Raw genomic sequence first — 12,504 nt, 5'->3', positions numbered from 1 at the left:
CCGCGCCGGCAGGATCAGCAGCCGACAAGTAAGGCACTGATCAAACGGCCGGCCAGCGGCGATTGTGGTCGCGTGATCCGTATTGAGTTCGGCTTCGCCCGCGCGCCTGGGGCCCGACGGCCAAAGGCATCAGCCTACCGCAAGGCCCATGCCAAGTGAAAAAAGTGCCGACAAATCAAGACATAGCACCGTTTTGAATGGAAGAAGTCCAAGATAGACAAGCTTGAATGATTCAAGGCTGGAGCGACGCCCGCACCACCTTGCCCCGTTCGCGCCCCAACGCGGCTAGCGACGCCAGCGCCGGCGAGTGACCGAAACTTACCGATTCTGTTTGCAAGGACTTGCTAACACGCCTACGACGACGGCCGCTCCCGACCCATCGCAGCCGTCCAACTGCGTGGGGCCGAGCGGCCGGTGCTGAACGACAATCAGCCATCCAGTTGTAATGCGATCCTTTGTTTTTCGATCGCCGATAGTCCGTGAGTAGCCGCCTCATCGGAGACACAGCAATAGCCTTAACGACGCGCCCAGAACGATGAGTCGAGCGTAGACCGTCGAAAACGGGTCCTGCAGTACAGGGGAGGCAAGCGATGCCAGTGCCGCGGTGTTTCGGGCAAAGGTGACGCGCGCCACTGTAGACCAACCGGGCTCTCTATGAGCCAGTTCACGGCTGCGCACTTGACATTGCGGGGAAAGGTGTGGCCAATCACCTCGCATCAATATTGAGCGTTGCGATGATGTTGCGGTTTTCGTTCCTTCGCGAAACGGAAGCCAGGGTGCTTGTGGGTGCCGTGGCCGCTGCGCTGCGTCGCGGGCGAGGACGGCCGTTATTGGGTCGGGGGGACGCTGTCTTTCGACGTCAGAAATGGGAGACGCCGTCATCGCGGAAATCGAACGCGTGCAAGCGGTCGCTTAACCCGGCAGGTTCCGAGCCCTATGCCTCGCCAACCATCTCGACTAGACATAGATCATGATGCCTTGATCCTTGTACTCGTGTACGCCCTATCGTTCCGGACGACGATGCTCCGTTCCTTTAGGCAAGCCAGAGCACACACCCGCAGTTGAACATCTGCATTCCTGCCGACGGAGGGCTAACAGCCGATGCGGCGGGGGAGGAATTCCGACATGTTTGGCGGTCGGGATTCTAGCTAGCTAAGGAATCGACGGGTGTTACAACCATCAGTAGTTTTGCTACTGACTCGCCCACGTTTTTTCCCCGGTGGGGTTTTTCGCAGTTGAAGTGCACGCAATCACCTGGCTCCAGGACGGCGACGTGACCATCAATTTCAAATTCGAGTCGTCCCTCCAACAGATACAAAACCTCCTCCCCCTTGTGAACGAGCGATTCGTTGGGTAGCGACTCGCCGGGCATATAGCTCAACTCAAAGGCGCTCATCTGTTGGTCGGGCAGGGTACCGCTTGTCAGTCGATATGTGTACCCCTTGCCTTCCAGGGGGGCGCCACGACTCCTTTCGCTTGCTCGACTGACAACAAAGTCGGGCTGCGCCTCCTCGCCGGACCCTTCGAAAAAGTCGCGAAGCGGAATTCCCAGTCTGTCCGCAATCACAATCAAATTGGAGATTGACGCGTTGGTCTCGCCGCGTTCCAAGCGCGACAGAAACCCCGCGGACAGAGCCGTCTGTTCGCTCAGGGCGTCCAGTGTGAACTCCTTAGCCTTCCTGGCGGCACGAATGCGCCTTCCAAGCTGCCGCGAGACCGCTTCCACGCGTTGCTCAACGTTCATAGGGAAGTATCAAAAAAGTGCATGTCATGCACAAAATTGTACATGTAATGCACAACAAAGGCGTACGCGCGCCGGCCGTGTATGCCGACTTGCCTCGGAAGGAATGCTAGGGAAAACCATGAGGCCCGCTCACTTCTGCCGAAAATTCGAAGAATGAAGGCGAGTCCGCCTCAGAATTGTAGCCAATGTGGCCAGAAATTTCGTCATACAGCTTTTCTTTGATCGTCCACTTTGACAACACATCCCCGCGCAATGTTGTCTCATGCGAAAAAACATTTCGTAGCAGGCAATAGTGTGTACGATGCAATAAGATTTGCACCACACGCAATTTGCACTTGCCCACGTTCAAGGAACCCATCATGTCGAGAATCCAGCAGGCCGTAAAGCTCTTAGCACGCAATCTCCTGGCAACTATGCCCGTAGCGTTGGTTTCGTTCAGTGCACATGCACAGATTTCCGATGGCGTGGTCAAGATCGGCATTCTCAATGACCAATCCGGCCCGTATTCCGACTTGGCTGGTAAGGGCTCCGTTGAAGCGGCACGGCTTGCAATCGAGGAGTTTGGGGGGAAGGTTGCTGGAAGTAAGGTTGAACTCGTCGTTGGGGACCATCAGAACAAAGCTGACGTTGGTGCGACGAAAGCACGCCAGTGGTTTGACCGCGACGGCGTAGACGCGATTGCCGACTTCTCCAACTCCAGTGTCGGCCTGGCCGTGCAGGGACTTGCCGCCGAGCGTAAGAAGATCACGCTCGTTGCTGCGGCTTCCAGCGAATTCACCGGCAAGGCATGTTCCCCATACTCGACTCAGTGGGTCTACAACTCGTACAGCAATGGACACGGCCTCGCGAAGCTGCTCACCAAGCGAGGATATGACAGTTGGTACCTGATGACCGTCGACTACGCTTTCGGCCATGCGTTTGCGGCAGACATCCGCAAAACAGTTACGGACGCTGGAGGCAAGGTTCTGGGGGAGGTGAAATTCCCTCTCAATTCGCCCGACCTGAGTTCCTACCTTATTCAAGCGCAGAACTCGGGGGCCAAGGTGGTGGTCTCTGCGAGCGCAGGCAGCGACATGGCCTCCACTGTGAAGCAAGCCGCTGAATTCGGCATCACGCGCAAACAGTCCTTGGCTGCGCCCGCCGTCTTCATCACTGATGTGAACAGTATGGGGCTGAAGAGTGCACAGGGTCTTCAGTTTCTGACGGCCTTTTACTGGGATCGCAATGACGCGACCCGTGCGTGGTCGCGCAAATTCTTCGAGCGCCGCAAGTCGATGCCGACCATGACGCAGGCAGGCGTCTACTCCGCAGTGCGTCATTACCTCAAGGCTATCGAAGCAGCGAAATCGGACGACGCAGCAGCGGTCGCCGCGAAGATGCGCGAAATTCCCATTAAGGACATGTACACCGACAACGGCTGGATCCGTCAAGACGGCCAGGTGATGCACGACATGTACCTCGTTGAAGTCAAGAAGCCCACCGAATCTAACGCCCCGTGGGATTACTACAAGGTCATCGAAACGGTGCCCGCCAAGGAGGCATTCCAGCCTCTCTCGGATAGCGCATGTCCTCTCGTGCGCAAGTAATCGAGACACCAGAACTTCTTTCCACCTATCCGATCCAGGAGAACAGTTGTGCACTACGATATCCAGTTGAAGCTTGAAGAAGTCCACGCGCTTGCAAAACGTCTGCTTCTGGCGCAAGGCTTCAATGAACGCCATGCGACGGCTATCGCCAATACCGTGACCGCGGCGGAACGCGATGAATGCCGTCATCATGGACTGTTCCGCATCCCGTTCTACGTTAATGCATTTCGCGCAGGCCAAGCGTCGGGCGATGCCGAACCGACGGTATCCCGGCTGGCGCCGGCGGTGATCAAAGTCGACGCGCACTATGGCTTCTCCCCGCTTGCACTGGAAGTTGCCGACGCGCCCCTCGCAGAGCTGGCCAAAGAGACCGGCATTGCTGCCGTGGCAATCAACAACGCGTTGAGTGTGTCCGCACTCTGGCCGGAGGTAGAGCGACTCGCAGACAAGGGACTCGTGGGGTTCGCCTTTGTTGCCGCCAGTCCGTACGTCGCGCCTGCAGGCGGCACCAAGCCGCTCTATGGCACAAATCCAATGGCCTTCTCTTGGCCGCGCGCAAATCACCCGCCGGTGGTTTTCGACCAGGCTTCGAGCGCGAGCGCTCGCGGCGAGATTCAGGTGCGGCTGCGTGACGGTCGGCAGTTGGAGGAAGGCTGGGCGGTTGGTCCGGACGGACAACCGACGACCGATCCCGCAACTGCGCTCGCCGGCGCCCAGTTGCCATTCGGGGGCGTCAAGGGTGCAGCGATCGCCATGATGGTCGAGCTGCTAGCAGGTCCGCTTGTTGGTGACCTGCTCAGCTTTGAAGCCGGGGAGAAGGACGTGGCAAACACCGGCGCGCCTTGTGGCGGCGAACTTATCATTGCCATCGACCCGGTTCGCTGCCTTCAAAACGGCGACCGTGCCGCTCAGCTCGCGCATAGTGAACGCCTGTTTACCAAGATCCTTGAGCAAAAGGGTACACGCTTGCCTTCCGACCGCCGATATGAGGCGCGCAAGCGCACCGCCGTTGAGGGTGTGACTGTGCCGACCGCGCTGTATGAGCAACTCCTGGAGTACAGCACAGGCCAATACTCGGGCAAGCGGAATGCCTATGAAGGTGATGACCTGATCAAAGGCCCGCACAAGGCCGAAGCCTGAGGTAATCGCCGTGTCAGATTATCAGGTAACCGAAAATACCCGCATCCACCGGCGTCCGGAGCGCGGGCAATATGATCGAGAACTCGTGCACGCGATCATTGATGAAGCGTTGGTGTGCCACGTCGCCTTCGTAGCGGACGGTGCACCACGAATCATTCCAACCACGATTCTTCGTGTGGATGAGAACGTCTACCTGCACGGTAGTCCTCAGAATCGCATGTTGACAACGCTCGCCCAAGGTGTGCCCGCATGCATCTCCATTACCCATGTCGACGGCATCGTCGCTGGACGGTCCGGTTTCGGATGCAGCGTCGATTACAGATCGGTGGTGATCTTCGGCAAGGGAGTCGTCGTTGACGATCCGGCGGAGAAGGCCAAGTTGCTCTACGCCGTCATCGACGATGTTCTGCCTGGGCACCGCGTGCGTCAGCACAAGGATAGCGAGATAGGCGCAACCTTGGTCCTGAAGTTTCCTCTCGAGGAGGTTTCCGCCAAAGTCCGCGATATCGGGGTGAAGGATGTCGAGTCCGACTACGAACTTGACGCTTGGGCAGGCGTGATTCCCCTAAGTATCGTGCCAGGGGATGTTCAAGACGATGCGCGGTTAAAGCCCGGCATCACAACCCCCGACTACGCCCGAAACTATCTCGGCCCGTCCCGTAAGCAGCGATAAGCAGGTAGCAGGGTCGCGAACGCGGCTCTGCCGTCATGGCCGCCAGAAGCTGGAGGGCCAGAAAACATATCAGGTACGTCAATGTCGTCGAATGTTTTGGAGGTTGAGGGGCTGACAAAGCGCTTCAATGGCTTTTGCGCGGTTGATGGCGTGAATCTATGCGTCCGGAAGGGAAGCATTCATGCCTTGATCGGGCCGAACGGCGCAGGCAAGTCGACTTGTTTCAACTTGCTCACGAAGTTCCTCGAGCCATCGGCAGGCACCATTCTCTTTGATGGTGTGGATATTACAAGGGACAAGCCGGCTCAGATTGCCCGACGAGGAATCATCCGATCGTTTCAGATCTCTGCGGTTTTTCCGCACATGAGCGTGCTCGAGAACGTGCGCATTGCACTACAGCGAAAGCTTGGCACGTCCTATCACTTTTGGCGAAGCGAGAAGACGCTGAAGGTACTAGATCGTCGAGCGATTGAACTACTCGAAGAAGTGGGGCTCGCGGAGTTCGCTGAAACCGCGACAGTAAATCTATCTTATGGTCGAAAGCGAGCTCTAGAAATTGCCACGACATTGGCGATGAAGCCCGAGCTGATGCTGCTGGACGAACCCACGCAGGGCATGGGCCACGAGGATGTGGACCGCGTGACGCAATTGATCAAGAAGGTGGCTGCCGGCCGCACGATCCTCATGGTCGAGCACAACATGAACGTGGTGTCGTCGATCGCCGACAAAATCACGGTGCTGCAGCGCGGCGCCATCCTGGCCGAAGGCCCGTACTCCGAAGTGTCGAAGGACCCGCGCGTGATGGAAGCCTACATGGGCACCGCCGACGCCGAGCTGCAGGGAGCGCACTGAGATGAGCGCAAACGCATCCACCGCATCCAACGTCCCTGCACTCGAAATCAAGGACCTGCACGCCTGGTACGGGGAATCGCACATCCTCCATGGCGTGGACCTGACCGTGAACCGTGGTGAAGTGGTCACGCTGCTGGGCCGCAATGGCGCCGGGCGCACTACCACCATGCGCGCGATCATGGGCCTGACCGGCACGCGGAAGGGATCGATCAGGATCAACGGCAACGAGACCATCGGCCTGCCGACGCACAAGATCGCGCACTACGGCATCGGCTACTGCCCCGAAGAGCGGGCGATCTTCTCCAGCCTGTCGTGCGAGGAAAACTTGCTGCTCCCGCCGGTGCTGAAGGGCGCCAAGGGTGGCGACACGCCGGGCATGAGCGAGGCCGAGATCTACGACATGTTCCCGAACCTGCGGGAACGCAAGCAAAGCCAGGGTACGCGGCTGTCGGGCGGCGAACAGCAGATGCTGGCCGTTGGCCGAATCCTGCGCACCGGCGCGAACCTGCTGCTACTCGATGAGATATCCGAGGGCCTGGCACCGGTGATCGTACAGGCGCTGGCGCGCATGATCCTGATGCTGAAGAAGAAGGGCTACACCGTGGTGATGGTGGAGCAGAACTTCCGCTTTGCCGCGCCGCTGGCCGACCGCTTCTACGTGATGGAGCACGGCGCCATCGTCGAGCGCTTTGCCGCCGCCGAGCTGCAGGCCAAGATGCCGGTGCTGAACGAACTGCTTGGCGTATGAGCCGGCACAACGAGGGAACCCGCTTCACATGAACTTCGATATTGGAATCCCCCTGCCCGCGCTGCTGTCCCAGTTGCTGCTGGGGCTCGTCAACGGTGCGTTCTACGCGATGCTAAGCCTGGGCTTGGCCGTGATCTTCGGCCTGCTCAACGTGATCAACTTCGCGCACGGCGCGCTGTTTATGCTCGGTGCCGTGCTGGCGTGGGCCGGCATGGAATACGCTGGCCTAAGCTACTGGGTCATGCTGGTGCTGTCGCCGCTCGTGGTGGCAGTGATCGGCGTGGCCATCGAAAAGTCGATGCTGCGCTTCATCTACAAGCTCGACCACATCTACGGCCTGCTGCTGACGTTGGGCATCACGCTGGTGTTCGAAGGCGTGATGCGCTCCACCTACGGCGTCTCCGGCCTGCCCTACTCGCCGCCCGACGCGCTGCAAGGCGCCACGGACCTCGGCTTCATGGTGTTGCCGAATTACCGTGCCTGGGTGGTCGGGGCTTCGGTCGTGGTCTGCGTTGCCACGTGGTTCACGATCGAGAAGACCAAGCTCGGCGCCTACCTGCGCGCGGGCACCGAGAACCCCAAGATCGTGGAAGCCTTTGGCGTCAATGTGCCGCTGATGGTCACGCTGACCTATGGCTTCGGCGTGGCGCTGGCCGCATTTGCAGGCGTGCTAGCCGCCCCGGTGATCCAGGTGTCGCCGCTGATGGGGCAGAACCTGATCATCGTCGTGTTCGCAGTGGTTGTGATTGGCGGCATGGGGTCGATTATGGGGTCGATCGTCACTGGTCTGGCGCTCGGTGTCATCGAAGGTCTAACAAAGGTGTTTTACCCCCAAGCGTCTTCCACCGTCGTCTTTTTCATCATGGTAATCGTATTGCTACTTCGTCCTGCCGGACTGTTTGGGAGAGACAAATAATGAATGAACCTACAGGACAAGTGATCGAGGTAAGGCATTCTTCGGCGGGATCAGCGGAGCCTGAGCAATCTCAGTGGAAGGGACGGGCCATCGCATGTGTCGTTGTGCTTGCGGCGTTGACCTTGGCACCTTTTTACGGCGCATATCCAGTACTGGTGCTGAAGGTTCTTTGCTTCGCATTGTTCGCCTGTGCGTTTAACTTGCTGATCGGGTTCACGGGGCTGCTGTCATTCGGACATGCAGCATTCTTTGGTGGAGCCGGATACGTGGCCGGTTATGCAATGAAGGCGTGGGGCCTACCGCCGGAGCTCGGCCTTTTACTGGGGGCGGCAGCAGGGGCGACACTAGGCTATGTGGTGGGATCGCTGGCGATTCGTAGACAAGGCATCTACTTTGCGATGATCACGCTCGCTCTGGCTCAAATGCTGTACTTCATCTTTCTCCAGGCGCCGTTTACCGGAGGAGAGGACGGCTTGCAAGGTATCCCGCGAGGAAAACTATTTGGCACATTCTCCCTCGACAGCGATTTGGCGCTCTACTACTTTGCTATCGCGATACTTGTGGCGGCATTCGCTTTAGTCGTTCGAACCGTGCATTCGCCTTTCGGTCAAGTTCTGCGAGCGATCAAGGAGAACGAGCCGCGGGCAATTTCCCTTGGCTATGACACCGACAGATTCAAGCTCATTGCATTTGTGATCTCAGCGGGTCTATCTGCACTTGCGGGAACACTTAAGGCCCTGGTACTGGGTTTCGCAACCCTTACGGACGTGCATTGGACTATGTCGGGGGCGGTCATTCTGATGACGCTCGTGGGGGGACTCGGGACCCTAACCGGTCCAATTGTCGGTGCTGTCGTGATCGTTGCGATCGAAAACAAGTTGGGGGATGTCGGCGCGTTCCTGGCCAGTTCGACGGGTTTTACGTGGTTTGAGACGCTGGGTGAATCTGTGCCCATGGTTACTGGCCTGATCTTCATCGTATGTGTTCTGACTTTTCGGCAAGGACTGGTCGGAATGGCGGCGCGACTGTTCAAATCAGCCAAGTGATCACGTTCGCCTGCCACTTACATCCGTTGAACTAGATCGATACTGAGTCGATTAAGTCGAGACTAGAAACCCAAGTAGCCGCATCACAATTCTGTCCATCCAAACAGGAATCTTTATGACGTACGACCTTCCACAGAACGAACCCGTTCTCAGTTATAGCCCTTCCTCCCGCGAGCGTGCAGCTATTATCGCTGCCCTCCAGGAGCGCAGCGGTGTGGTTGAAGACATCCCGCTTGTCATCAGCGGGAAGCGGTATAACGGTCGCCGCAAGCAGTCACTGCATGCACCCCATGATCACCGGCGCCAGATCGCTTCGGTCAGTCAAGCCGGTGCCGAGGAAGTAAGCCAGGCGATCTCCGCCGCTGTTTGTGCGCAGCGTGACTGGGCCGCGATGCCTTTTCAGGCGCGTGCTGCGGTTTTCTTGCGTGCGGCAGACATGCTCGCTGGACCTTGGCGACAAAGGCTCAATGCCGCAACGATGCTGGGCCAGAGCAAGACGGTATTTCAAGCCGAAATTGATTCGGCATGTGAACTGATCGACTTCCTGCGGTTCAACGTTTCGTTCGCGCGTGACATGCTGCAGCAGCAACCGATTTCCGGCCCGGGCATGCGCAATGCCATGGACTATCGGCCGCTAGAGGGCTTTGTTTACGCAGTGACGCCTTTTAACTTCACTGCGATCGCGGGAAATTTGCCCACGGCGCCAGCACTGCTCGGCAACACCGTCGTATGGAAGCCGGCGTTCACGGCTTCACTGAGCAACTACTTGTTTCTGGAACTGCTTGAGGCTGCAGGTCTGCCTCCTGGGGTCATCAATTTCGTACCCGGATCAGCAGCGACTGTATCGGAGGCGGTTTTGGCCTCGCCGGACTTTGCGGGGTTGCACTTCACTGGCTCTACGGAGGTGTTTGATTCCCTGTGGCAACAAGTCGCCCGACGACTGCCGGACTACCGTGGCTATCCTCGACTCGTGGGGGAAACCGGTGGGAAAGACTTTGTGCTTGCGCATGCGTCTGCCGATCCGGAGACGGTAGCCGTCGCACTCCTTCGGGGCGCCTTTGAATATCAAGGCCAGAAGTGCAGTGCCGCGTCGCGCGCATATATTCCCGCCTCCCTTTGGCCGCGGGTTAGAGCTCGACTGCTCGACGACTTGGCGACCGTGCGTATGGGTGATGTTGAAGATCTGGAGAACTTCATCGGTGCTGTCATCGACAAGAAAGCTTTCGAACGAATTTCAGGCTATATCAAAAATGCTCGCTCGGCGGGCGAGAACATCCTGGCCGGGGGTACGTGCGACGATAGTTACGGCTATTTCGTCACGCCAACTGTTATCGAAGTCAAGGATCCGCAGGCGGTCACAATGCGTGAAGAAATCTTCGGTCCAGTGCTTTCGGTGATGGTCTACCCGGACAACGCGTGGAAGGAGATTCTGGCGACTGTGGATAGTACGAGTCCTTATGCTCTTACCGGTGCGGTCCTTGCTAATGACCGGCAGGCAATGGAGGAGGCTAGCCAGCACCTTCGGTTCAGCGCAGGAAATTTCTACTTCAATGACAAGCCGACGGGCGCAGTTGTGGGGCAGCAGCCGTTCGGGGGAGGGCGCCGCAGTGGAACCAATGATAAGGCAGGCTCGGTATTGAACCTGCAGCGTTGGACGTCGCCGAGGACGATCAAGGAAACCTGGGTACCTGCAGCGGGCTATCGCTACCCGCACATGGACTGATCTTCCAATCGCCCGCAGTATGCAGCGCTGTTCAGAAATCGTAGCTCGGTTGAGAGAAGACATACGGACCGGGCAGTTGCCGATCGGAACAGTGCTGCGACAGGATGCGCTTTCGAAGCGGTTTCAGTCGAGCCGGATGCCAGTCCGCGAGGCGTTACTGCTGCTAGCGGCGGAAGGACTGGTTCGCCAAGAGCGCTACCGTGGTGCGACCGTTGTGGGACCCGACGAGACGTTGCGCCGCGATTGGATTGAGTTGCGTAGGGTGCTTCAGTGCCGTGCGCTAGGGTCGGCGGTGCCTTTGATGTCACCGGCCGATCTGGATGGAATCGAGGCGCTGTTCGAACTGCTGTGCAGCTTGGCAAATTCGACGATGGAACCGGCCCGATGCACTGAGTTGGAGGTGGCCTTGCAACTAGCCTTCATTTCAACGCATCCCAATCGAGCCATGGTGATGGTTCTGAATGACGCGATAAGAGGTTCGACGCCACCCTCCCATCGTCTGCACGGTATTCCGCTTCTTATGTTGGGAGCGATTGTGGCGCATTGTCGTTCGCGTCGACCCGCAGATGCTGTGTCGGCCTTGCGAAAATACTTGGAACAACTTGATGGGCTATCGCCCTAGTATGTAGCGTTGCGTAGCACTGCGGTAGCCACAGGTCGCGACTTCCAACATCCGCTCTTATTGCAGATGGCGGACAGCAATGCCGCATATTCCGTCGCGCGGTATGCAGCCACGAGCGACTAAAACGCAAAATGCAGATTCGCACATTTGCGCGCTAGTATCGTCGCAGCTAGTGTCCTGTTCCGCTGATTCGTTCACAAAGTCTATTTAGCTTGGCGAGAATCGAATCCGCGGTGGCCGTCCAGTTGAATGGCTTGCAATTCTGGTTGTAGTGAGCGACGAAGCGATCGATTTTTTGCACGAGCTCCTTGACCGAGGTGAACGAGCCACGACGGATGGCCTTGCCGGTGATGATCGAGAAAAAGCGCTCGACCTGATTCAACCAGGAACTGTAGGTGGGGATGAAATGCATGTGCCAGCGCGGACGGGCTGCCAGCCACGCCTTGACCTTGGGGTGCTTATGGCTGCTGTAGTTATCCACGATGCAATGCACATCGAGTTCGGCTGGAACGGCCTTGTCGATCGAACGCAAGAAGGCGAGGAACTCTTGGTGCCGATGACGCGGCTTGCACTCGGCCAGCACCGCACCGTTGAGTACGTTCAGCGCGGCAAACAGAGTCGTTGTGCCGTGACGGACGTAGTCGTGGGTGACACCCTCGACATAGCCCAGGCCCATGGGCAGCATCGGCTGAGTGCGCTCCAGTGCCTGGCACTGGCTCTTCTCATCCACGCACAGCACCAACGCGTTCTCGGGCGGGTTCAGGTACAGACCCACCACGTCGCGCAGCTTCTCGATGAAGAACGCGTCGGTGGACAGCTTGAAGGTCTCGCTACGATGCGGCTGCAGCCCCAACAGCTTGAAATAGCGGTGCACGCTGGTAGGCGAAATAGATGTCTCGGCCGCCACCGCCCGCACACTCCAGTGTGTCGACCCGTCAGCAGGCTTCGTATGCAGCGTCGTCTTGATGAGTTCCGCCACGCGCTCGTCGTCGATTGTGCGCGGCTTGCCCGGGCGCAATTCGTCGTACAGGCCATTGATGCGCCGTTCAAGGAACCGAGCGCGCCATTTGCCCACAGTGGCACGCGTGAGCTGCAGCCGTTTGGCGATCTCGCTGTTGGGCTCGCCTGTAGCCGCCGCCAAGACGATGCGCGCGCGCGTCACCAGCGCAGCCGGGATAGCGCGCGAACGCGCCATCGAAGCAAGTTGCGACTGTTCGTCTTGGCTCAACACCAGTTCTACCTTCGGTCGGCCCATTGGCATGCTGGTATCTCCCGTTCCGTTGATACCAACATCCTACGCAAACATAGATCGGTTAACAACGGAACAGGACACTAGCCTGGTAGGCTCGTATACCCTCTGGCCGCGAACGTAGGCAAAGATGTCCGCGTCGCTTCTAACCCCAAGTCCTGCCGTTCAATAGGATCGTCTCGAGCGTCCGCTCCTGTTTAGGTTT

The 12,504-nt window shown here is 58.3% G+C and carries 12 protein-coding genes; 10 read left to right on the top strand and 2 right to left on the bottom strand.

The window, feature by feature from the left end; translation table 11 throughout:
* Positions 1–698: 698 nt before the first annotated feature.
* Positions 699–974 carry a hypothetical protein gene (locus tag AC10V3_RS38495; RefSeq protein WP_349607651.1) on the top strand — a complete coding sequence of 92 codons (276 nt, stop codon included), beginning with the start codon at positions 699–701 and terminating at the stop codon, positions 972–974.
* A 170-nt stretch (positions 975–1,144) separates the two neighbouring features.
* Here AC10V3_RS38495 and AC10V3_RS38490 read toward each other — a convergent pair whose 3' ends face one another.
* Positions 1,145–1,744 (bottom strand): helix-turn-helix domain-containing protein, encoded by a 600-nt coding sequence (locus AC10V3_RS38490; RefSeq protein ID WP_022540264.1) that lies wholly within the window; start codon positions 1,742–1,744, stop codon positions 1,145–1,147.
* Between the two features lie 413 nt (positions 1,745–2,157).
* Between AC10V3_RS38490 and AC10V3_RS38485 the strand changes: the two genes are divergently transcribed.
* The 9 genes from AC10V3_RS38485 (at position 2,158) to AC10V3_RS38445 (ending at position 11,050) form a co-directional block, all read left to right on the top strand.
* Complete coding sequence (locus tag AC10V3_RS38485) at positions 2,158–3,330, top strand: ABC transporter substrate-binding protein (RefSeq protein ID WP_374063821.1); 1,173 nt, start codon at positions 2,158–2,160, stop codon at positions 3,328–3,330.
* A gap of 48 nt (positions 3,331–3,378) precedes the next feature.
* Positions 3,379–4,470 (top strand): Ldh family oxidoreductase, encoded by a 1,092-nt coding sequence (locus AC10V3_RS38480; protein WP_022540262.1) that lies wholly within the window; start codon positions 3,379–3,381, stop codon positions 4,468–4,470.
* A gap of 10 nt (positions 4,471–4,480) precedes the next feature.
* Positions 4,481–5,143, top strand: a complete 663-nt coding sequence (locus tag AC10V3_RS38475) for a pyridoxamine 5'-phosphate oxidase family protein (RefSeq protein WP_022540261.1) — start codon at positions 4,481–4,483, stop codon at positions 5,141–5,143.
* A gap of 81 nt (positions 5,144–5,224) precedes the next feature.
* Positions 5,225–5,995, top strand: coding sequence for an ABC transporter ATP-binding protein (locus AC10V3_RS38470; protein WP_022540260.1), 771 nt, complete (start codon positions 5,225–5,227; stop codon positions 5,993–5,995).
* A gap of 1 nt (position 5,996) precedes the next feature.
* Complete coding sequence (locus tag AC10V3_RS38465) at positions 5,997–6,743, top strand: ABC transporter ATP-binding protein (RefSeq protein WP_022540259.1); 747 nt, start codon at positions 5,997–5,999, stop codon at positions 6,741–6,743.
* 28 nt (positions 6,744–6,771) lie between these two features.
* Entirely contained in the window at positions 6,772–7,659 is an 888-nt protein-coding gene (locus AC10V3_RS38460) for a branched-chain amino acid ABC transporter permease (protein ID WP_022540258.1), read from the top strand.
* On the top strand, positions 7,659–8,705 hold the full coding sequence (locus AC10V3_RS38455; RefSeq protein ID WP_490924335.1) for a branched-chain amino acid ABC transporter permease: 1,047 nt from the start codon (positions 7,659–7,661) through the stop codon (positions 8,703–8,705). The genes AC10V3_RS38460 and AC10V3_RS38455 overlap by 1 nt, the downstream gene beginning before the upstream one ends.
* Before the next feature lie 115 nt (positions 8,706–8,820).
* Complete coding sequence (gene pruA, locus AC10V3_RS38450; RefSeq protein WP_022540256.1) at positions 8,821–10,428, top strand: L-glutamate gamma-semialdehyde dehydrogenase; 1,608 nt, start codon at positions 8,821–8,823, stop codon at positions 10,426–10,428.
* Positions 10,429–10,447: 19 nt separating this feature from the next.
* Entirely contained in the window at positions 10,448–11,050 is a 603-nt protein-coding gene (locus AC10V3_RS38445; protein ID WP_367576173.1) for a GntR family transcriptional regulator, read from the top strand.
* 169 nt (positions 11,051–11,219) lie between these two features.
* On the opposite strand, the gene AC10V3_RS38440 is transcribed toward AC10V3_RS38445, so the two are convergent.
* Positions 11,220–12,311 (bottom strand): IS630 family transposase, encoded by a 1,092-nt coding sequence (locus AC10V3_RS38440; RefSeq protein WP_022540255.1) that lies wholly within the window; start codon positions 12,309–12,311, stop codon positions 11,220–11,222.
* Between the last annotated feature and the right edge of the window lie 193 nt (positions 12,312–12,504).

The organism is Cupriavidus sp. PB-02 (assembly GCF_058252315.1).
This window is presented reverse-complemented; position numbering and strand designations above follow the sequence as displayed.

Coding starts and splice junctions, on each gene's coding strand:
- AC10V3_RS38440 (WP_022540255.1), bottom strand. CDS start 12,311: ATGCCAATGGGCCGACCGAAGGTAGAACTGGTGTTGAGCCAAGACGAA.
- AC10V3_RS38455 (WP_490924335.1), top strand. CDS start 7,659: ATGAATGAACCTACAGGACAAGTGATCGAGGTAAGGCATTCTTCGGCG.
- AC10V3_RS38465 (WP_022540259.1), top strand. CDS start 5,997: ATGAGCGCAAACGCATCCACCGCATCCAACGTCCCTGCACTCGAAATC.
- AC10V3_RS38485 (WP_374063821.1), top strand. CDS start 2,158: ATGCCCGTAGCGTTGGTTTCGTTCAGTGCACATGCACAGATTTCCGAT.
- AC10V3_RS38460 (WP_022540258.1), top strand. CDS start 6,772: ATGAACTTCGATATTGGAATCCCCCTGCCCGCGCTGCTGTCCCAGTTG.
- AC10V3_RS38490 (WP_022540264.1), bottom strand. CDS start 1,744: ATGAACGTTGAGCAACGCGTGGAAGCGGTCTCGCGGCAGCTTGGAAGG.
- AC10V3_RS38470 (WP_022540260.1), top strand. CDS start 5,225: ATGTCGTCGAATGTTTTGGAGGTTGAGGGGCTGACAAAGCGCTTCAAT.
- AC10V3_RS38445 (WP_367576173.1), top strand. CDS start 10,448: ATGCAGCGCTGTTCAGAAATCGTAGCTCGGTTGAGAGAAGACATACGG.
- pruA (WP_022540256.1), top strand. CDS start 8,821: ATGACGTACGACCTTCCACAGAACGAACCCGTTCTCAGTTATAGCCCT.